This is a genomic window from Prosthecobacter fluviatilis, assembly GCF_055388355.1.
Window position 1 is genome coordinate 380352 of sequence record NZ_AP043782.1, and the last position, 18541, is coordinate 398892.

Here is an 18541-nt window from a genome sequence, read left to right on the forward strand (position 1 = left end):
GGGGGTCAGGGTTTGGCTGGCACAGCCTGGGTCGGCACTTCCAGCAGCAGCTTAGACAGCGCGACCTCGTTCACAGCCACAGGGCGATCTTGTAACAGTTCCGACACATGCGACTGCACGTTCGCGCGGCTCTTCTCCGCCCGCATGCGCTGCGCCAGCTGCACACGCACCTGCTCAAAGATCGGCGTGAACGCCTCGCGCACATCCAGCACCTTCAGGATGTGCCACCCGTCCTTCAGCCTCACCGGCCCGGACACCATGTTCACGCTCAGCTTTGGCAGCTGCGCCAGGATTTCCGGCTGGATCTGCTGCTCCCTGAGCCAGCCGATCTCCCCGTCGCGTGACGCGCTCTCCTTCTCCTCGCTCATCTCACGCGCCACCTGGCCAAAGTTCTCAGGCTTCTCCTTCAGCCGCTGCAGCACCGCCTTCAGCTTCTTCTCCGCCCCCGCCTCCTCGGCCACAAAAATCTGCGCCAGCCGGAAGGACCGCGGTACCGTCAGCGCCGCGCGCCCGTTTTCATACGCCAGCTTCAGCTCACCCTCGCTCGGGTACGACTCCGGCGGCCGGCTCACCGCTTTCAAATAGCTGTCGCTGATCGCAGCCTCCCGCGTGCTTTTCAGCAGCGGCTGGATGCTCGGCTCCTCGTCCCATTTCTTTTCCAGCGCCTCCTGCAGCACCACCCGCTGCACCAGCAGCGAGCGCACCAGCTGGTTGAGTGAGCCGGGATCTCGCGCCAGCGCCTCCTTGTCCACCGCGCTCATCGTCCCCAGGGACGCCAGCACCTCGCTCTGCCGCAGCTCGATCTCCCCGATGCTCCCCACCACCGGGTCGCCATCAGCTGCCATCACAAGGCTGCTCCAGCCGCAGAAAAGCAGCACGCAGGACCATCGGTTGGGGCGCATCGTCATCATCATCTCAGCGTTTGGCAGGTGCCTGCACTTTGGCCGCGTCCTCTTTGGGGGTCGCCTTTGCCGCGCCCTTCGGCGCCTCATCCGGCTTGATCTTGTTGTCCACCAGCTTGTCGCCGTAGTCCTGCACCAGCGTCTCCAGCTTCACCCGCATGTTCTTCGTGAAAGGCTCCCGCGCCGCGATGGCCGTGCCCAGCCCAAAGCCCTCGTACCTGGACAGGATCTCGCTCCCGATCTTGTACAGCTCGTCGTTCTTCCGCTGGTAGTCCGCCACCTTGCGGTCCTGCAAGATCACCCGCGCCGCCAGCTCCGCACGCTGCGCATCCACCTTCATCGCCGCCTGCTTCAGCTTCTCGTGCCCCGCCTTCCAGTTCGCCAGCGACTCCTGCAGCCGCGCCTGCTCGCGCTCCTGCTCCATCACCTTCGCCTTCAGCTCCGCGATGCTCTTCGCATCCGCGTCCTTCTGTTCGTTGCTGCTCTTCGCCAGCTTCTTGAATTCCGCATCCTGCTTCTTCACCTTCTCCTCCAGCTCCAGGTTTGCGGCCTGCAGCGTCGCGCGCTCCGCCTCCGTCTTCTGCTGCTGCACCATCACATTGCGCAGCTGCTCACGCATGCGTTTCAGCACGGCCATGGCCGGGTCCGCCTCCTCGGCGGCTTTCAGGGAGCCGGTCAGCAGGCCGGCGAGGACGATCACTTGGAAAGGTAGGTGCTTCATGGTTAAAATTTCGCGGTAAGGTCAAACATCACGACGTCCGAGCGCAGCGTCGGCCCGGCGATCTGGGCGGCCGTCATGTAGGAAAGTCGGATCGCAGTCGCTTTGGACAGCGCCATCGCTGCGCTCAGCGTGTAGCCCTTCATGTTCGTCCCGCCGCCGCCGAAGTTCGAGTCCGTGAACCCGTCCACCACCGCGTCAGACTCCACGTAGCGGTAGCCCACTCCCATGTTCCAGTCCCCGCGCTCGTTGAAAAGGCTGTACGGCTTGCCCACGTTCACGCCCATGTACCAGGCCGTGTCTCCACCCGCAAAGTTCCCCGTGCCCCCGCCCGTGCGGTTGTTCACCGCCACCGAGTTGATGTTCGCACGGTTGAACGCCATGTTCTTCACAAACTCTCCCAGCAGCGACACCTGCATCGGCTCCCAGTAGTTGAAGTCCATCCGCCCGCTCCACGCGATCTGCCGGAACGGCGTCGCAAGGCCGAAGTACTGGAACTGGTTCGTCGTCCCAAACCCGTTCAGCGCGCTCGGCGTGATGTTGCGGATCGGCCGGTACGTGTTCCCCTTCTGCGCAAACAGCGGGCGGCTGTCGTCCGTGCTTCCTGCATCCACATTGTTCAGCGGCACAAACGGGTCCGAAAGACGCCCCTCGATGTTCTTCCAGTCGTAGTAGGCGATCCCCATCTTCACCTCGATGTCATCCGCCGGCTTGAACTCCACGCCAAACTGCGCCGCAAACAGGTACTTGTCATAGCTCGCCGCCTTGTTGGGGCTGTTGTCCGGGAAGTTCAGCGCCGTGTTAAACACCGTGAACGCTCCGCCGCTCAGCCACGTCTTGAAGTTGGGGGTCCAGCTGTTGTCCAGCTTGAAGGCCACTCCGTCCAGCGCCACGTCCTCGTCCCACATGATCTCGCTCGAGGTCATGAACAGGTTGTCAAACCGGCCCAGCCAGAAGGCGATGTGCGAATCCTGCGCCAGCGACGCATCATACTTCACAAACGCGCGGTCCAGCCACAGCTGGTACTTCGCAAAGTTCCCTCCCTGTCCTCCCTGACCTCCCGGCCCCGCTGCCGCCAGCGCCTGGTTCGTCGAGACCGGCGTGTTCGTGCTTCCCGTCGCAAAGCGGATGCCCGCCGTAAACCCGTCCTCCAGGTCGATGTCAAATCCCAGGCGCATCCGCATCAGGTACGTGTCACGGTGCTTGTTCACGTTCAGCTGCGGGGAAAACACCGTCCCGGACACATCAAAAGGCTGCCCCGTGTTGATCTGGTTGAAGTTCGGGAACACACCCGTCGTGTTGTTGCCGTCCGGGAAGCTGAAGCCCTGGTACATCGTCCTCACGTCCCCAAAAATCTTGAGGCGCTGCGTCCACTCCGGCACCGTGCCTGGCGCGGCCCAGTGCTGTTCACGCGCCTGCGCCAGCACCTCCGTCCGCAGCTGGTCGCGGATCTGGTTCTTCACCGCCTCGGGGATGTACGTCACCCGCACTTCCTCGGCGTCCGGCTGCACCGGCGGCATCGCGTTCTGCGCCACCACCGCCGCCTGCGTCTCCGCCAGCGCCTGGGCCTGCGCCTTCGCAAACGCCGCATCCTCCTCCGCACCCTTGATCAGGTCAGACGCCTCCGCATGCGTCAGGATGCCCTTCTGCACCAGACGGTTGATCAGGTTCAGCGTCACATTCTGCGAAGGCGCGTTCAGGATCGGCTGCGGAGCCGCACCATTCGGGTCTGGCAGCACAGCCGCACCGGCCGCAGGATCTGCCGCGATCGGCGCAGGCACTCCCGCCGCCGCAGCAGCAGGGGCGGCTGCCGCATTCTCGGCCAGCAGCGGCAGCGGCTCGGGCAGGGTGGGTTCCGCAGCCAGCATCAGCGAAGGCTGCAATGCGGCGAGGAGGGAGGCTGTGAAACAGGCGTACGTTCTTCGCCAGACTTGTTTTGGAGTGAGCATGGAGAGCAGGAAAAAAAAGGAAAAGGGTAGGGAAGGGGCGTTCGGTCAGTTCGCTTTGCGCGCGGTCATTCGCAGGTTGATGGGCATCGGCATGTCGTCGGGCGGCGGTTCATTCAGCACCAGCCCCTTGAAAACTTCGTTCTCGATCGCCGTGTCCACCTTGCTGTCGCCCGTGCTCCCTGTGAGCTTCACACGCACGATGCGCCCGGTGTTGTCAGACCAGATCTTGATCACGTTGCTGAATCCGGCACGCTTCGTCACCGGGTGGTTCCTCAGCGCATCCGCCAGGCGGTTCTGCACCTGCCCGGCATACCAGCCCCACTTGCTGCCGCCTTTGCCACCGGTGCCGCCGATCATTCCTCCGCCGCCACCGCCGCCGCCGCCCATGCCCAGGCCGCTGCCGTCACCACCGCCGATGGCCGTGCCCAGCGGCTCGTCCGCAGGCTTGTCGGCCGGTTTGTCATCAGGCTTCTCCGCGATCTCTTCCGGCGCCTGCTCGATCATCTCCTCCTCCTTCTTCTCTTCCTCAGGCGGTGGCTCCTCCTTCTTCGGCGGAGGTGGGGGAGGCGGCGCAGGCGGTGGCGGCATGGAGATCGAGATCATCTCCAGCTTCTTCTTCGGCGTGGACTTTGAAGGCTTGCGGTTCGCCGCAAAGTAGCCCCCGCCCGCCAGCACCAGCCCGCCGAGGATGATCAGCCAGAGATAGCGCCGGAAAAATCCAGGCTCGTCGTCTTCTATGTGAGGAGATGCCATGTTATGGTGCCTGTCTGCGGGGTTATTTCTTGGGTGCCTGCGTCGCCAGGCCGATGTTCGTAAAGCCGGCACGGCCCACCGCCGTCAGCACGTCCATGATCGTCTGGTACGACGTCCCCGTGCTCCCGCGCACCACCACCGGCGCGTCCGGCATCGAGGCCTTGATCGCCTCCAGCTTGCTCGAAAGCTCGTCCATCGTCACCACCGACGCGTTCAGCTTGATGTTCCCCTGGTCGTCCACCGTCACCGCCTGCATCTTCGGCCCTTCGATCGGCTTGGACGTGGACGGCCCCCCGCGCGGCAGGTTCACCTTCACCCCCTGCACCCCCGCCGTCGTCATGATGATGAAGATCAGCAGCAGCACCAGGTAGAGGTCCACCATCGGTGTCACATTGATGTCGTCGTATGATTTGCTGTCAGCCTGCATAGAATGTTACTCCTTGTAGTGTTCCGCCATCTTCGTGACGAACTCGTCGATGAAGGTCTCCATGTTCGAGACCACGTCCTTGATCCGGCTGCTCAGGTAGCTGTAGATAAACAGCGCCGGAATCGCCACCGCCAGGCCCGCCACCGTCGCCAGCAGCGCGCCCGCGATACCCGGTGCGATGGAGTTCACCTCCACCTCGCCGGATTTCGCAATCACGGCGAACGTGATCATCACCCCGATCACCGTTCCCAGCAGTCCCAGGTAGGGGCCGCCCGCGATCCCGATCGTCAGAAACACCAGCTTCCCGTTCAGCTTCTGCACCTCGCGCACCATGCCGCCGTGCAGCGTCGCCTTGATCGCCTGGATCGACCGCCCCGAAAGCCCCATCACCTTCGCTTCCTTCCGCTCCTGCGGGTTGAAGGTCACCTGGCGGAAGCTCTTCATGCGGTGGCTGATCTCCTGCGCCCCCAGGTGGTAGAGCTGGTACAGCGGCGACTGCCTCATCAGCTTCTGCGTCTTCCCGCTCACGCTGCCGCCCAGGTTCTGCACGCTGTCCGCATCCTCCGTGTCGATCGCCGTCAGGTCGTTGGAGATTTTCTCCCACCGCTTCATGAACTCCTTCGAGGCCTTCTCAATCGTGTTCAGGTACATCACCTTGCCCACCGCGATCCCCCAGCCCACCACAGCCAGCAGCGTGCACAGAAAGATCACCACCCAGCCGTCAAACGTCAGATCCTTCGAGATGTCCGTGATCAGCGTCAGGTGCTTCATGATCTCGCCCTCCTCCTCATGGTCGGAGGCCTCGTCCTCGCCCACCTTCAGCAGCTTGTCCTTGTCCGCCGCCGTGCCCTGGTTCACCGCCGCAAAGTGGATGTACCCCGCAGGCCGCGCCGTCTTCGAGATCTGCACCTCGTCCAGCTCCCCGGTAAAGCCCGCCAGGCTTCCCGCCGCAGGCGAGCTGTCCTTGTCCAGCTCCACCGGCCCCTTCAGCAGCGGCATCGCCGCCGTCAGCGCCCCGTAGGATTTCCCGTCCACATACACCGTGATCGTGCCCGCGTCCGCCACCGCCGCCACATGGTGCCAGCCGCCTGCCGCGATGGGCGCTCCCGGGCTGCTCCGCTGCTTGTTCACCTCCACAAACGGCACACCGTTGTCCAGGCCCAGGATGAAGGCGTTCGTCCCCTCGCGCCGGCTCAGGATCACCGCATTCGGCTGCAGCGCGCTCGGCTTGATCCATGCAGACACCGTCAGCGGCGCTCCCGGCGCCCACTCCGGCAGCGGCGGCGCAGCCACCTTCACCGGCGTCTGTCCAAACAGCCTCACACCATCGCCGATCAGCGCCCCCGTCGGCGTCGGCGCACCCTCCGCATTCGCACCCGTCGCAGAGGAGTCCGTGCCTCCCTTCGCAAAGTGGTACACCAGCGTCGTGCTCGCATCATACGTCTCCTTCGCCGCCTCCGGCGCAGGCGCCTCCGTGTTGCCGTAGTACAGCCAGATCGCCGTCGCGCTCGCAGGCTTCAGCTCCGGCACCTGCACCCACACATACGCCTCGTTCAGCAGCGAGTCCCACTTCTCCACATGGTGCTTCAGCACCGTCTTGCCGTCTTCGGAGACAAAGCGCAGGTCGCTCCCGTCCTCCTTCGCCGACATGAAGCTGAACACACCCTCATGCAGCCGCACCAGCACCGCCGTCGTACCGATCGGCTCCGCGATCGCCACGCCCTTGCCCGTGGTGTCGATCTCGATCTTCTTGCGTGTCGGCCACTTTGCATCCCACCAGTTTTCAGCAGCGGCGGCAAAGGTCGTCGTGAGCGCCAGGGCGAGCAGCACGGAGTTTACAAAGCGTGGAGTGCGGGACATGAAGCGTAGTTTGGGGCTGTGCATTGAGAGGGTGAAAAAATGGGGTCGGCCTAGAAGTCCATTCCCAGGCGGAACAGAAGGAAGAGGTCGTGAGCCAGGGCGTTCGGCTGCGAGATCAGCGGCATCGCCAGATCGACCGAGCCCGTCAGGTGGTTCAGGTAGCGCACCCGTGTGCCAAAGCCCGCGCTCGCCAGGTCGTAGGTCCGCTTTTCCGCAGGCAGCGTCTTGTTCGTGTACAGCTTGCCGCCTTCCAGAAAGGCGTACAGCCTCCACTGGTTCTCGCGGTCCTTCGCAGAGCCCAGAAAGTTCGGGCTGCGCAGCTCCAGCGTGCCAAACACACCCGAGTCCCCCAGCCGCGTCGCGATCAGGTAGCCGCGCGCCGTGTTGTACCCGCCGCCCGAAGTCTGCTCCGTGTTGATCAGCGCATCCGGAGTCGCCTGCCCCTGCACCCGCGTGTACACCTGAAACCCCTGCGCGATGTCATGCGTGTGGGAAAGGTCCCCGCGCAGGTAGAAAAAGCTGTCCGTCGCCGCAAACCGCCGCGCTGCAAACTGCGTCTGCGAGCCGCCCATCCCGCTCAGGTGCCACGTCAGCGCCGTGTTAAATTCCGTGTACGTCTTCTCCGTCACATGGCTCAGGCTGTAGGACAGGTTGAAAGGGTAATACGCGATGGGGGACGACACCAGCGTCCCCGCCGCGTTCACATCCTGCACAAAGTTTTTGTAGTCCATCCCAAAGCTGATCGAGTGAAAGTACCCCTGCTTCGACGGCAGCGTCTTCATCAGCCGGAAGCCCACGATCTGCCCTTTCCCGATCACCGTCGTCCCGCCCAGCGCCGCGATGTTGCTGTCCTGCACCGTGCCCGTCAGCATCACGCTCAGCCCTTCCACGCTTTGCACCGGCGCCTGGTAAAAGGCGGAATACACAGCGCTGTCGCTCATCCTCTCCGGCGCGATCTGAAAGCTCGCTCCCAGCGTGTGCCCCATCTGCCACAGGTTGCTGTAGCTCAGCGATCCGCTCAGCCTCAGCGGCACCGTGTTCGCATTGTGCTGGTTGTTGATCTCCCAGCTCCCGTGCAGCGGCAGCTTGTCCTCCACCTTCAGGTCGATGTCCACCGTCCCCGGCACCACGCCCGCGCGCAGTTCCGGCGTGATCTTGCGGTCCCTCCACCGGTTCAGCGCCACGATGTCCTTGCTGATCTCGTTGAAGTTCGGCACCGTCCCCTCCTTCATCGAGGGCGCCTGCTCCTTGATCTTGCTCGGCAGGAAATACCGCGCCCCCTTCACCCTCAGGCGTCCCACCGGCGTTTCTACCACTTCCAGGTAGATCACACCACGGTTCCCCGTCTGCGCCGGCACCTGCACGCCCACGCTCTGGTAGCCCTTGTCCTTGTAAATTTTCTCCAGCGCCGCGCGCGCTCCTTCGATGTCATTCTCAGAACGCCCCGGCCCCATGTAGGGGTACACCGCCTCCTCGATCTCCACCGCCTTCAGCAGGTGGTTTCCACGCACACGATACTCCCGCACATACAGGTTTCCCAGCTGGGAGAGCGCCGTGGGCGGCGTCGCATTTTCTGCCGTGGTGGTCGTGTCCGGTGGTGTCGCCCCGTGGCACGCCAGGCTGCCAAAGGCGCCCAGTCCCGCCATGCATGCCAGGGTGCGCACGCTTCGGCAGAGTTCCCGGTGGGTCCGGCTGGCATCGCTTTTTTTCAAGCTTGTTTGAAAGAGAAGGGGCGGCATTGGCGCGTGTTTCGGAGCGCCTTCCTTTTCCTTCACCCGCAGCCCCTCTCAAGCTGGCCGCTGTTACGAATGCGTCACACGTTGCCGCCCTCTCGCGTGCATCTCCCTTCGCAGCACGCAGAATTGTTACAATGCTGACACCGAAGGCGCTCCGCTTGCGTCTTTTATTCACGCGCTTCGCTCACTGCGGAGCCCCGTTCGCCTTCGCCAGAGACAGGGAGTACGCATTGAATGCCTGCCACCCGATCTGCGCTCTCAGAAGATCATCCGCGCGCTGTGTCGCGCTCAGCCAGCGGTCCGCATATGCGGGGTCGGCCGCATTCTGCTGCGTCCCGCCCACCTCCTTCACAAACTGGTCCTGCAGCTTTTGCACCGCCGCCTGGTACTGCGCCGGCAGCGTCTGCACACCGCCAGCGGTGGCATCCGTCATTTTAAAAATCATCGGCCACTCCGGCGTCTTGGCAGCCGCAGGCAGCGCCGCTCTGGGGCTCGTCATGCCGCTGCGGGCCTGTCCCTGCATCAGCCTCCCCTGAGGGGCTGGTATCTTCTGGTTCTCAGCCGTCAGCGGCGCAGCGGCTGCTGCGGGCTGCGCGTTCGCCGTGGCAGGGGTGTTGGCTGGCTCGCTCACTGCCCTGGAGGTGCGGCTCCCTGCCGTCACCGGCACGCTTGCAGCGCGTGGCTTTTCTTTCACAGCAGCCATCGCCACCGGCGGCGGCACCGCCATGCCATGCCTGGCTTGCTTGGGGCTCCCCAGTTGAAATCCGGCAAACGTCATGATCAGAGCGCCAGCGGCTCCGGCTGGCACTATTATGCGGGGGGAAAGCATCATGGGTTGGAAAGGGGGGCTGTCTTGAAATCGTGCAAATCGTGAGGCGCTTCATCCGTCAGGCAGCAGCGGCTTGAGACGCGAGAAGGGTGGCAAGGCCGAAGCCCTGCCACCCCTGGGTTTTTTAAAGTCTCGGAGAGATCATCAGCATCATGGCAGCGGTCCGGCCAGCACGGTCGCGCCGTCACCGTCACGATGCACCTGCATGTTGGCGGGGTTCAGGCCGGCAGCGCCGGGGTTGCTTGCCAGCGTGGTGCCCACGTTCGCAAAGAAGTTTTTCGCCGCCAGGTCGTTGCCGCTTGTGGCGGTGGACACACGCGTCGGGGTGAAGAGGTGCTCATAGCCCCAGAAGGTATACTTGCCGTTGTACACATTCGCCGCGGAGTAGCTCACGCCGTTGTACTTCAGTTCCACGTTGTTCACGTTGAAGTCGGCCACGCCCACGTAGCCCACCGCCACCAGGCCGTCAGAGGACGACTTGGCCAGGTCTCCCGCCAGCGTGCTGCCGCTGGTGTAGCCGCTCGTGCCGGACTGCGACACCGCGTTGCCGATGCTCCAGCTGCTGCCTGCCGTGGTGATGATGTACTGCGAAGGGGCCGTGAAGATTCCGTAGCCAGATTCAGCCATCGCCGTGGCACGTGTGCCGGAGCCGATGTCGCGGCCCACACCGATCACGTAATTCGTGTCGGCAGGATTGCCCGTCAGGATGGACTGCGGCGCGCCGCCTGGGCCGTAGATCGTGCGGAAGATCTGTGGCGTCATGTTGTCGATCCCGGCCGGGGCTCCGTTGCTGGCGATGAACTTGAACGGCACCACGGCCACGACTTTGTCGTTCAGCGTCGCGGTCTCGGACGTCGAGCTCTGGAACACGTCAGACATCGCGCCATCGGGCGTCATTGTTGCCGTGGCAAAGGTCGCCTCGCTTGAGTTCACCAGCGCCGTGCCCGGGCTGGTGGTCGTCGCCTGGCTCGTCGGCAGGGCAGGGATGGAGTTCTGGTGGCCGACGTCGATGACGCCTTCCACAGAGCCCGACCACGTGCAGCGGATCGTGTAGTTGTCAGAGCCGATGGTGCCCTTGAAGATCACGTACGTCGCCTTGTCACGGCCGTTGCTGGCCTTGTCGGTGTAGGCAAAGGTCGGGCTCGTCAGGTTCGCCACGATGGCGGCGTGTGTGGAGGATCGGAAGGCTGTGGAGCCCGTGAGGTTGATCGTGTAGTTCGCCGCAGAGGCGGAGGTGGTAAGCAGGGCGCCAAGGGTGGCGACTTTCAGGAAGGAATTTTTCATGAGATTCAGTGAACAGTTAAAAGTAAGGTGAAGAGTGGCTGGATGACTGGCGGGCAATCAGGCCTTGCGGCGGCGGCGCAGCAGCAGACCGGACAGGCCCAGGCCCATCAGGATCACGCGTGAAGGCTCCGGCACAGCGCTGACCTGCGGCGCAAAGCTGACCGCGCCAGCGCTGGAGATGGTGAACGCGCCCTGGTACTGGGACACACCGTTTCCGGTGGGCGCATCGGTGGCTCCGTTGGTGTTTGCCAGGATGCGGTAGAGGTCAAACGTGCCGTTGGGGTTCACTTCCGTGGAGGCCGTCAGACCGCCAAAGTAGTTTGCCGCCGTCGGCGGGATCAGGTCCGTGTAGTCGTTGGCCGTGGCCGTCGGGATGAAGGTGCCCGCACTGTTGTTGCCGGTGGCCGTGCCCGCCGCAAACACGTTGCCCAGCGTCACGCCGATGGTGTTCGCCATGGTCGCCACGGTGGACTGCGCCAGCGTGTTGAAGGGTGTGTCAGAAAGGCTCCCCGTTCCGGACTTGGAAACGTAGATCGACTTGTTGTAGTAGGGCAGGGTGCCGCCCGTACCGTCGCCAGGCAGAGCCGTCGGCTGGTTGTTGCCGCCCACGATGGACGCATAGACGGTGCCGTCCGTGTACCAGTTGCTGCCAAACGCTCCGGACAGGTCCGCGGCGATGCCGGTGATGCCCAGGTTGATGGTGTTGGTGGCGTCACGGAATGTCGTCGCGGAGCCGAGATCGACCATGTAGGTCTGGTTGTTTCCGGTTTGGCGGAAGACCAGCAGCAGGTCGCCCTGCGTGTAGGTCATGGCCGCTCGGAGAGAAGACGCGGAGAACGCGCCGCAGACCAAGGCAATCATGCCTGCTCTGAATAGTTTGGTCAGTTTCATTAGTGTGTGTGATATTGCGCTGAGTGTCGGGAGTGGGCCGGGGCAGACTGCTGGAAACAGCCGGTCTCCGGCACGCCCTGCTATGCCACCCCGCGCACACCCCGGCGAGATCATCACTGTTACAGTATGGTTGCACTCGTCCGCCCTTCCGCAGGCCCTGCCGCGTTTTGTCAAACGCTCCTCGGCGAAAAAGATGTCACACTCGCCGTCTCATCCATGCTGCATAGGTCATGTGCGTGCTTCACCTCCTAGCCCCAGTCCTTTCTCCTCGCTTCATGCCTGCACACGGCATCTTTTGCCTGCTGCTCGCCATGCACGCAGCGGCGCCTCTTCGCGCGCAGGAGCCCGCCGTCTTCACCCCGCCCCAGGCGTATCCCGCCTCGCGCTATGAGGCAGGCTGGAGCAAAAATCCCTTCACGCTCAAAACCGCCGCGTCCCTCCTCGCCCAGGACTCCTTCGCCAGAGACCTCGCCATCGGCGCGCACTACGGCGCTGCGGAAAGCCCCACCGTCGTCATCGTCAATGTCCGCACCGGTGAGCGCACCCCCCTCCGCAAAGACCATCCCTCACCCTCAGGCCTGCGCCTCATCTCCGTCCACCTCACCAGCCGTCGTGCCGAGTGCCGCGTGGAGATCTCGCAGGGCTCTCAGGTCGCCTCGCTCACCTACGACGCCGCCTACCTCAGCCAGCTCGCCGCTGCCGAGACCAGCCGCATGGCCACCTCAAAGCCCGCACCCGCAGCCAAAGGCGGGCAGCTTCCTCCGCTGCCCTCTGCAAAGCGCACTCCTCCAGCCTCTCCCACTGTCAAAGTCAGCACCGTGGAGCCCCCGTTGCCCCTCCACATCCCCGTCCAGGCACCCGCTCCCGCCCAGGGCAGGCCGGTGCTGCCCGTTTTCCCATCGCCCGCACCGGCAGCCCGCTGAGCCCGCGGTCACCTCACTTCATCTTCTGCTCGTCCGCATGCCCGTCGCTGTACGCCAGCGCAGCCAGCGGTGCCGCCTTGGCCGCCATCGCAGCCTGGTTCTTCCTGCCGGACGCATAGGACTCAAACACCTCGCGGATCTCATCGCGCACCCGGCGAAAGACCTCCATCTGCTCCTCCTCCGTACCCGTCGCATGCGCAGGGTCGTCAAAGCCCCAGTGGTGCCGGTTCACCTGGCCCGGAAACATCGGGCACGCCTGGTCCGCGTTCCCGCACACCGTGATCACCGTTTCGATCTCCTGGTTCAAAAACTCGCTCAAGTGCTTCGAATGGTGGCCGGAAATGTCGATGCCGATCTCCGCCATCGCCTTGATGCCAAGAGGATGCACGTAGCCCGCAGGCTTCGACCCCGCGCTCGCCACCGTGTAGCCCTCTCCCAGCGCACGGCGCAGGATGCCTTCGGCAAGGTGGGAGCGGCACGAGTTGCCCGTGCAGAGAATGAGGATGGTAGGTTTGTTCATGGGGGAGTTGTTTGGGTAAATGGATGGAGAGTTGTAAAACAAAAGAAGCTCAGGCCTGCACCGCGAGTCTGGCGCTGCCCAGGTGCGCCAGCGCCTCTGGTCCCACAGGCTCCTCCGGCTGCCACGGCAGCCAGGCGGTGCGGCGGGCCTGCTCCGTGGCGACTTCGCTCAGGTAACGGTGCTCCGCCTCTTCACGGCGCTGCAGCAGCGCATCGCCGGAGCCGCTGTTCAGCAGGCTTTGGTTGATCACCCACGCATAGGGCTCGATCCGCGCCCGCCGCAGGTCCGCCTGCAACGCGGCCGCCTCATGCACAGGCGTGGCCTCCGGCAGCGTCACGAGCAGGATGCGGGTAAACTCAGCATCTCGCAGGTGCTCCAGCAGCCGCAGCACCTCCTCCGGCTGCGTGCTCCGCGCCTGCCGCTCCAGCTCGCGCTGGTAGGCCTCGCTCGCATCCAGCAGCAGCAGCGTGTGTCCCGTCGGTGCCGTGTCCAGCACCACAAATCGCCTTGTCCCTTGCCCCACTTCACGCGCAAACGCGCGGAAGACCGCGATCTCCTCCGTGCACGGAGAGCGCAGATCTTCCTCCAGCAGCGAGCGCCCCGCCTCATCCATCTGGGCGCCCTGCGCGGCCATCACCTCCTGCGTGTACGCGGCCGTCTCGGCCGCCGGGTCGATCTTGCTCAGGCTCAGGCCCGGCACCTGGCCGGCCAATGTCTGCGCCACATGCGCGGCCGGGTCGGTGGTGCTCAGGTGCACCGCATGCCCGCGCTGCGCCAGCATCACGGCCACCGCTGCAGCCACCGTGGTCTTGCCCACGCCGCCTTTGCCCATCGTCATGATCACGCCGTGCCCCTGCTTCTCCAGGTCGGTCACCAGATCGGCCAGGCTCTCCATCGGCGGCGGGCTCCACCCGTGCTCCGCTCCCACGGCGGCGCCTCCTGCGTCGGCACGTGCGGAGTCATCGCCGTTCATCAGCACGCGCAGTCCGTCCACACCCAGGATGTTGATGGAGCGCAGCGGCACGACAAAGCTCGGCATGCTCTCGATGAATCCGGCAGATTTCTCCAGCGCCGCCCGCCCTCGCTGCTGCATCGCCTGCGCCACCTCATCCGTCGTGCAGGCGGTGGTGAAGGTGCCATTGATCACCAGGCATTGGTTCCCCACGCCGATCGCGCGCAGTTCACGCGAGGTCCGCTCCGCCTCCCTCAGCGCCGCATGCTGCGGACGGCTCACCAGCACCAGCGTCGTCGCTGCGGCATCCGCCAGCGTGCTCACTGTCGCGGCATAGATTTCACGCTGCTTTTCCAGGCCCGCCAGCGGCCCCAGGCACGAGGTGCCGCTCGTGTTGCTGTCCAGAAACTGGTCCCACGCCTTCGCCAGACTCATCAGCCTCAGCGTGTGGCCCGTGGGGGCGGTGTCAAAGATCACATGATCGTACTCCCGCGCCGCGTCAGGATTCCCGATGAACGCGGAAAATTCGTCAAATGCCGCGATCTCCACCGTGCACGAGCCGGACAGCTGCTCCTCCATGCTCCGCAGCGCCGCCGCAGGCAGCAGCCCCCGCATGGGCCCGATCAGCCGCTCCCGGTACGCCGCCGCCGCTTCGCTCGGGTTGATGTTCAGCGCACTCAGTCCCGGCACCCCGGGAATGGCCGTCGGCCGGTTGCTCAGCCGCGTGCCCAGCACCTCGTCCAGATTGGACGCCGGGTCGGTGCTCACCAGCAGCACACGCCTGCCGACCTCGGCCAGCACCAGCGCCGTTGCGCACGAGAGCGAGGTCTTGCCCACCCCGCCTTTCCCGGTGAAAAACAGGAAGCGGGTGCTCTCTGCCGCAGTCGGCCGGTAGAGTGGCAGGTTCATGATGCTGCCCCCTTGGTGCCGAGCGCGGCGATGAACCACGCGGGCCGTTCCGCCTTCGTTGGGTACCGGCCCTGCAGATGCAGCTCGCCATCCCAGAAAATCAGCGGCAGAGCCTCCGTCCCCTCTTTTTCCAGGATCGCTTTCACCGCCTCATTTTGCGCAAACGCCATCGGCTGCTGCCCCAGGTTGTAGCGCTCGATCTTCACCTGATGGGCGCCCAGTTGCGAGAGCATCGCCGCAAAGTTCACCAGATCAGGATCAATGTCAGGCCCGCAGATGCCCGTGGAGCAGCACATGGGCGGATCATAGACTTGGATGGTCTTCATGGGAGTGAATCGGTTGTGTCGGATGTTTTTTTCAAATCTTTACGCGGACGGGCCTGGCCCGCACTGGCCATCGCAGCAGCCTTTGGCCTGGAGCTGGCTGCACAGCGGCACCGCCACCAGCGCCCCGAGCACGGGCGCCACGAGGTAAATCCACAGATGCTCCGTGTGCCCTGAGATCAGCGCAGGCGCGAGCGACCGCGCAGGATTCATCGAGGCGCCGCACGCCGGTCCTGCAAACATCGCCTCCAGCGCCACGACTCCGCCGATGGTGATGCCCGCCGTGATGCCTTTTTCCTTCGCACCCGTGGACACGCTCAAAATCGTCAGCATCAGCATCGCCGTCAGCACCAGCTCCAGCACAAAGCTCTGCATCTCAGACCCCGCAGGCAGCGTGGCCCCCAGCGTGGCATCATGCGGATACAGCCCGTTCAGCAAAATGCTCGCAGCCAGCGCCCCGCCCATCTGCGCACCGAGATACCCCGGCACATCCCGCCACGCAAAGCGCCGTGCCACCGCAAACGCCAGCGTCACCGCAGGGTTTAGGTGTGCCCCGCTCACATCGCCAAAGGTGTGAATCATCGCCATCACCACCAGCCCGAAGGTCAGCGCGATCCCCGCATGCCCGATGGCCCCGTGGCTTGCGCCATTGATCACGATCGCCCCCGTGCCCGCAAAGACGAGCGCGAAAGTACCCAGAAATTCAGCAAGGCGTTGTCTCTTCATAGGGAGGTCTCAGCAGCATTTGGAGCCCGGCGTGCAGCAGGAGGCCGCCGCCTCCGCTTTCGGCGCAGGCGCACACTCGCCCGGCAGGCAGATCCCCCGCGCCAGGCAGTCCGTGTGCTTCAGCCCCAGGTGAAACGCCAGCGCACCGTCGATCACCTCCGCACGCTCCACCGGAAACTGCGCCACCACCCCGTCCTCGTATTCGATCTCCACCGGCAGGTTGTGGTGCGGCAGCACATCGTCCGCACGTTCAAAGATCGCCGCCAGCTTGCCGCACAGCAGCCGGTGCTCCACATCATCATGCACCCACGTCTGCAGCAGGCAGGTCTCCAGCGTCCGCCGCGTGCCGCCGCAGTCGATGAAGTTCTTCATCACATGCCCCACTTCCGTGACGTGGTAGTGCGCCGGGATCATGCCGCCGTCCGGCAGCACAAACAGCAGCGGCTTGGCCGCATTCGAGTTCAGGTGGGTGAGAAATTCGGTGATGTTCATGGTAGGAAAAAGCAGTTAGCAGCAGGGTTTGGTGGTGGCCTTCTTCGGCGCCAGCTGGTCCAGGCAGCGCAGGAAATCCCCCAGGCAGTCGCACGCCAGCCGGTAATAAATGTTCAGCCCCCGCTTCTCAGACACCAGCACCCCGGCCTGGCGCATCATGCTCAGGTGCTTGGACACCGTGGACATGTCCGCGCCCACCAGCTCCTTCAGGTCGCACACGCACATCTCCCCGTCCATCAGCGCCTCCGCGATCAGCAGCCGGGAAGGGTGCGCCAGCGCCTTGATCACGGCGGTTCGTTTGTTTGAGACGGTTTTGCTCGCGGGCATGGTCAATCGGTTGGTTATTTGGCAAAATAACCAAATAGTCGCCCCGCGCAACTCCTTTCCTCCCCCGGCGCACCCTCCCACCATCTTCCGTGGAAAGTTTCCGCCGCATCCGCGTACTCTCCACCTCACGCATGCATCCCCCAGACTTCACCTCCGGCCGCCGCCGTTTTCTCCTTTCCAGCGCCGCCGCCATTCCCGCTTTCGTGCTGCCTGCCCACGCCGCAGACCCCGCCGTCCCTCAGTCCGTGGCAGAGCTCTGGGCGGACTTTGACCCGCTCAAAGACCCGCTCGAGTCCGAGGTCATCCGCGAGTGGTCGGAAGACGGCGCCATCCTCCGCCATGTCTGCTACCTCATCGGCACCTTCAAAGGCACCAAGGCCTTCATGTCCGCCGTCTATGGCTTTCCGCATCAGGCTCAGGGCCTCTTGCCCGCCGTCATGCACATCCACGGCGGCGGCCAGCGCGGCTCCGTCGCGGAGGTCAGGCTCCTCGTCTCGCGCGGTTACGCCGCCCTCTCTGTCAACTGGGGCGGCAGCGGCACCGGAAAGCCCCCCTTCAACTCGTGTGAAAAAGCCCTGCCTGGCGATCCCAATACCGACTGGGGCGCCGTGGACCCCACCCAGCTCAACGTCCCCGGCTATGCCTCCATCCTGCCCGGTCCAAAGCAGCTCTTCGAGGACCGCGAGCACCCGAAAAACAACAACTGGTATCTTCTGGCACTCGGCTGCCGCCGTGGCCTCACCTTCCTCGCGCAGCAGCCCGGCGTGGACTCCGCACGCCTCGGCGTGCACGGCTACTCCATGGGCGGAAACCTCACCATGTATGTCGCCGGCACAGACTCGCGCGTAAAGGCCGCCGTGCCTGCCGTCGGCGGCCAGGGCTGGCGCTGGCAGCCGCATGTCTTTGGCGGCGTGAAGTCAGACCCCCAGGACGCCGTGAAGGGGGACGTGGAGCTCTTCCGCAAAACCCTCAGCTTTGAAAGCTACGCCCCCCGCATCGCCTGCCCGGTCCTCCACCGCAGCGGTACCAATGACTTCCATGGCTGGATGGACGACGTCTACCGCACCAATGCGCTCATCCCCCAGCCCACACGTTACAGCTGGGCCCCGCACCTCAATCACCGCCTCACCCCGGCCGTCGCCGTCACCATGCCCCTGTGGTTTGACCACCACCTCAAAGGCGGCCCCCCGCTGCCCGCCACACCTCAGAGCCAGCTCCTCCTCACACCCGCACCCGCCCTGCAGGTGCAGCCCGCTGCACACCCCTGGCCCGTGGCACGCTGCGAGATCTTCTACTCCATCGATGACGACCCCCGCGCCCGCTTCTGGCGCAGCGCAGACGTCACCCCCCAGCCAGGCGGCGGCTTCACCGCCCGGCTCCCCCTGCATGCGCGCGAGTCCGCCCTGCACGCCTTTGCCAATGTGTACTTCACCCTGCCTCAGCCCGTCTCGCTCTCCGTGCTCGGCGGCTACGGCACGCCTGTCACAGAGGTCTGCATCAGCACCCTCCTCCACACCCGCAGCGCGGAAGAACTGCAAAAATCCCAGGTGCCCCTCACCGCACAGCCCACCCGCCTCATCGACGACTTCAGCCACGGCCTGCGCGACTGGTACGTCCTCAATCAGGGCAACACCTCCCATCAGCAGATGTGGACCCGCAAAGTCACCGATCCCCTCTGGCGCGGCCCCGCAGGCGCCAGGCTCGCCATCACCCTCAGGATGCCAAAGACAAACCGCATGGCCTTCGTCGTCGAGGAAAACGAATGGCGCAGCTATCGCGGCCCGCGCAAAACCTACGTCTGCAGGCGCGAGATCACCGGCTCCGCAGAGCCGCAGACCCTCGCCCTGGAGCTCAGGGACTTCACCAGCCGCGACGGATCTTCCCCCCAAAGCTGGGCGCAGATCGACCAGCTCGGCCTCTGCGCCCGCCACACACTCCCCGGCGACACCGACACCACCCCTGCGCCATGGGCGGGCTCCGCGCCCGAGTTTGTCCGCGTGGAGTGGGCCTGATCCAGGCC

At 64.6% G+C, this 18541-nt stretch carries 18 protein-coding genes; 2 read left to right on the forward strand and 16 right to left on the reverse strand.

The window, feature by feature from the left end; translation table 11 throughout:
* Positions 1 to 5: 5 nt before the first annotated feature.
* The 10 genes from ACZ5WW_RS01380 to ACZ5WW_RS01425 form a co-directional block, all read right to left on the reverse strand.
* Positions 6 to 902, reverse strand: coding sequence for a peptidylprolyl isomerase (locus tag ACZ5WW_RS01380; RefSeq protein ID WP_377169276.1), 897 nt, complete (start codon positions 900 to 902; stop codon positions 6 to 8).
* Between the two features lie 13 nt (positions 903 to 915).
* Positions 916 to 1623 carry a hypothetical protein gene (locus ACZ5WW_RS01385; protein ID WP_377169278.1) on the reverse strand — a complete coding sequence of 236 codons (708 nt, stop codon included), beginning with the start codon at positions 1621 to 1623 and terminating at the stop codon, positions 916 to 918.
* Between the two features lie 2 nt (positions 1624 to 1625).
* Complete coding sequence (locus tag ACZ5WW_RS01390; RefSeq protein WP_377169280.1) at positions 1626 to 3569, reverse strand: putative porin; 1944 nt, start codon at positions 3567 to 3569, stop codon at positions 1626 to 1628.
* A gap of 45 nt (positions 3570 to 3614) precedes the next feature.
* Positions 3615 to 4322, reverse strand: coding sequence for a TonB C-terminal domain-containing protein (locus ACZ5WW_RS01395; protein ID WP_377169282.1), 708 nt, complete (start codon positions 4320 to 4322; stop codon positions 3615 to 3617).
* Positions 4323 to 4344: 22 nt separating this feature from the next.
* Entirely contained in the window at positions 4345 to 4749 is a 405-nt protein-coding gene (locus ACZ5WW_RS01400) for an ExbD/TolR family protein (RefSeq protein WP_377169284.1), read from the reverse strand.
* 6 nt (positions 4750 to 4755) lie between these two features.
* Positions 4756 to 6609: a DUF2341 domain-containing protein gene (locus tag ACZ5WW_RS01405; RefSeq protein WP_377169286.1), complete on the reverse strand. Its 1854-nt coding sequence runs from the start codon at positions 6607 to 6609 to the stop codon at positions 4756 to 4758.
* Positions 6610 to 6659: 50 nt separating this feature from the next.
* Positions 6660 to 8321, reverse strand: coding sequence for a ShlB/FhaC/HecB family hemolysin secretion/activation protein (locus ACZ5WW_RS01410; protein WP_464694204.1), 1662 nt, complete (start codon positions 8319 to 8321; stop codon positions 6660 to 6662).
* A gap of 208 nt (positions 8322 to 8529) precedes the next feature.
* Positions 8530 to 9177 carry a hypothetical protein gene (locus ACZ5WW_RS01415; protein WP_377169291.1) on the reverse strand — a complete coding sequence of 216 codons (648 nt, stop codon included), beginning with the start codon at positions 9175 to 9177 and terminating at the stop codon, positions 8530 to 8532.
* 147 nt (positions 9178 to 9324) lie between these two features.
* The gene (locus ACZ5WW_RS01420; RefSeq protein ID WP_377169294.1) at positions 9325 to 10458 is read right to left on the reverse strand and encodes a type 2 periplasmic-binding domain-containing protein; all 1134 of its coding nucleotides are present in this window, start codon (positions 10456 to 10458) and stop codon (positions 9325 to 9327) included.
* A gap of 57 nt (positions 10459 to 10515) precedes the next feature.
* Positions 10516 to 11349 (reverse strand): PEP-CTERM sorting domain-containing protein, encoded by an 834-nt coding sequence (locus tag ACZ5WW_RS01425; RefSeq protein WP_464694205.1) that lies wholly within the window; start codon positions 11347 to 11349, stop codon positions 10516 to 10518.
* A gap of 275 nt (positions 11350 to 11624) precedes the next feature.
* On the opposite strand from ACZ5WW_RS01425, the gene ACZ5WW_RS01430 reads away from it, so the two are divergent.
* Positions 11625 to 12272 carry a hypothetical protein gene (locus ACZ5WW_RS01430; RefSeq protein ID WP_377169298.1) on the forward strand — a complete coding sequence of 216 codons (648 nt, stop codon included), beginning with the start codon at positions 11625 to 11627 and terminating at the stop codon, positions 12270 to 12272.
* A 13-nt stretch (positions 12273 to 12285) separates the two neighbouring features.
* Here the strand turns inward: ACZ5WW_RS01430 and ACZ5WW_RS01435 are convergent, their stop codons facing one another.
* From ACZ5WW_RS01435 to ACZ5WW_RS01460, 6 genes are read right to left on the reverse strand one after another with little or no spacing between them, the layout of a single operon-like run.
* A complete protein-coding gene (locus ACZ5WW_RS01435) occupies positions 12286 to 12792 on the reverse strand; it encodes an arsenate reductase ArsC (RefSeq protein WP_377169300.1) in 507 nt (168 codons plus the stop codon).
* A gap of 49 nt (positions 12793 to 12841) precedes the next feature.
* Positions 12842 to 14653 (reverse strand): arsenical pump-driving ATPase, encoded by a 1812-nt coding sequence (arsA, locus tag ACZ5WW_RS01440; protein WP_377169302.1) that lies wholly within the window; start codon positions 14651 to 14653, stop codon positions 12842 to 12844.
* The gene (arsD, locus tag ACZ5WW_RS01445; RefSeq protein ID WP_377169304.1) at positions 14650 to 14979 is read right to left on the reverse strand and encodes an arsenite efflux transporter metallochaperone ArsD; all 330 of its coding nucleotides are present in this window, start codon (positions 14977 to 14979) and stop codon (positions 14650 to 14652) included. Before arsD ends, arsA begins: the two co-directional genes overlap by 4 nt.
* Positions 14980 to 15018: 39 nt before the next feature.
* The gene (locus tag ACZ5WW_RS01450) at positions 15019 to 15702 is read right to left on the reverse strand and encodes an MIP/aquaporin family protein (RefSeq protein WP_377169306.1); all 684 of its coding nucleotides are present in this window, start codon (positions 15700 to 15702) and stop codon (positions 15019 to 15021) included.
* Between the two features lie 9 nt (positions 15703 to 15711).
* Entirely contained in the window at positions 15712 to 16194 is a 483-nt protein-coding gene (locus tag ACZ5WW_RS01455; RefSeq protein ID WP_377169308.1) for a DUF6428 family protein, read from the reverse strand.
* A gap of 15 nt (positions 16195 to 16209) precedes the next feature.
* Positions 16210 to 16521, reverse strand: coding sequence for an ArsR/SmtB family transcription factor (locus ACZ5WW_RS01460; RefSeq protein WP_377169310.1), 312 nt, complete (start codon positions 16519 to 16521; stop codon positions 16210 to 16212).
* A gap of 131 nt (positions 16522 to 16652) precedes the next feature.
* On the opposite strand from ACZ5WW_RS01460, the gene ACZ5WW_RS01465 reads away from it, so the two are divergent.
* Entirely contained in the window at positions 16653 to 18533 is a 1881-nt protein-coding gene (locus tag ACZ5WW_RS01465; protein ID WP_377169312.1) for an alpha/beta hydrolase family protein, read from the forward strand.
* Positions 18534 to 18541: the final 8 nt, after the last annotated feature.

What these genes read in the sequence shown, in the direction of transcription:
- ACZ5WW_RS01415 (WP_377169291.1), bottom strand. Translation starts at nt 9,177, where the DNA reads ATGATGCTTTCCCCCCGCATAATAGTGCCAGCCGGAGCCGCTGGCGCT.
- ACZ5WW_RS01395 (WP_377169282.1), bottom strand. Translation starts at nt 4,322, where the DNA reads ATGGCATCTCCTCACATAGAAGACGACGAGCCTGGATTTTTCCGGCGC.
- ACZ5WW_RS01385 (WP_377169278.1), bottom strand. Translation starts at nt 1,623, where the DNA reads ATGAAGCACCTACCTTTCCAAGTGATCGTCCTCGCCGGCCTGCTGACC.
- arsA (WP_377169302.1), bottom strand. Translation starts at nt 14,653, where the DNA reads ATGAACCTGCCACTCTACCGGCCGACTGCGGCAGAGAGCACCCGCTTC.
- ACZ5WW_RS01400 (WP_377169284.1), bottom strand. Translation starts at nt 4,749, where the DNA reads ATGCAGGCTGACAGCAAATCATACGACGACATCAATGTGACACCGATG.
- arsD (WP_377169304.1), bottom strand. Translation starts at nt 14,979, where the DNA reads ATGAAGACCATCCAAGTCTATGATCCGCCCATGTGCTGCTCCACGGGC.
- ACZ5WW_RS01405 (WP_377169286.1), bottom strand. Translation starts at nt 6,609, where the DNA reads ATGTCCCGCACTCCACGCTTTGTAAACTCCGTGCTGCTCGCCCTGGCG.
- ACZ5WW_RS01420 (WP_377169294.1), bottom strand. Translation starts at nt 10,458, where the DNA reads ATGAAAAATTCCTTCCTGAAAGTCGCCACCCTTGGCGCCCTGCTTACC.
- ACZ5WW_RS01460 (WP_377169310.1), bottom strand. Translation starts at nt 16,521, where the DNA reads ATGCCCGCGAGCAAAACCGTCTCAAACAAACGAACCGCCGTGATCAAG.
- ACZ5WW_RS01455 (WP_377169308.1), bottom strand. Translation starts at nt 16,194, where the DNA reads ATGAACATCACCGAATTTCTCACCCACCTGAACTCGAATGCGGCCAAG.
- ACZ5WW_RS01450 (WP_377169306.1), bottom strand. Translation starts at nt 15,702, where the DNA reads ATGAAGAGACAACGCCTTGCTGAATTTCTGGGTACTTTCGCGCTCGTC.
- ACZ5WW_RS01435 (WP_377169300.1), bottom strand. Translation starts at nt 12,792, where the DNA reads ATGAACAAACCTACCATCCTCATTCTCTGCACGGGCAACTCGTGCCGC.
- ACZ5WW_RS01465 (WP_377169312.1), top strand. Translation starts at nt 16,653, where the DNA reads ATGCATCCCCCAGACTTCACCTCCGGCCGCCGCCGTTTTCTCCTTTCC.
- ACZ5WW_RS01425 (WP_464694205.1), bottom strand. Translation starts at nt 11,349, where the DNA reads ATGAAACTGACCAAACTATTCAGAGCAGGCATGATTGCCTTGGTCTGC.
- ACZ5WW_RS01430 (WP_377169298.1), top strand. Translation starts at nt 11,625, where the DNA reads ATGCCTGCACACGGCATCTTTTGCCTGCTGCTCGCCATGCACGCAGCG.
- ACZ5WW_RS01380 (WP_377169276.1), bottom strand. Translation starts at nt 902, where the DNA reads ATGCGCCCCAACCGATGGTCCTGCGTGCTGCTTTTCTGCGGCTGGAGC.
- ACZ5WW_RS01390 (WP_377169280.1), bottom strand. Translation starts at nt 3,569, where the DNA reads ATGCTCACTCCAAAACAAGTCTGGCGAAGAACGTACGCCTGTTTCACA.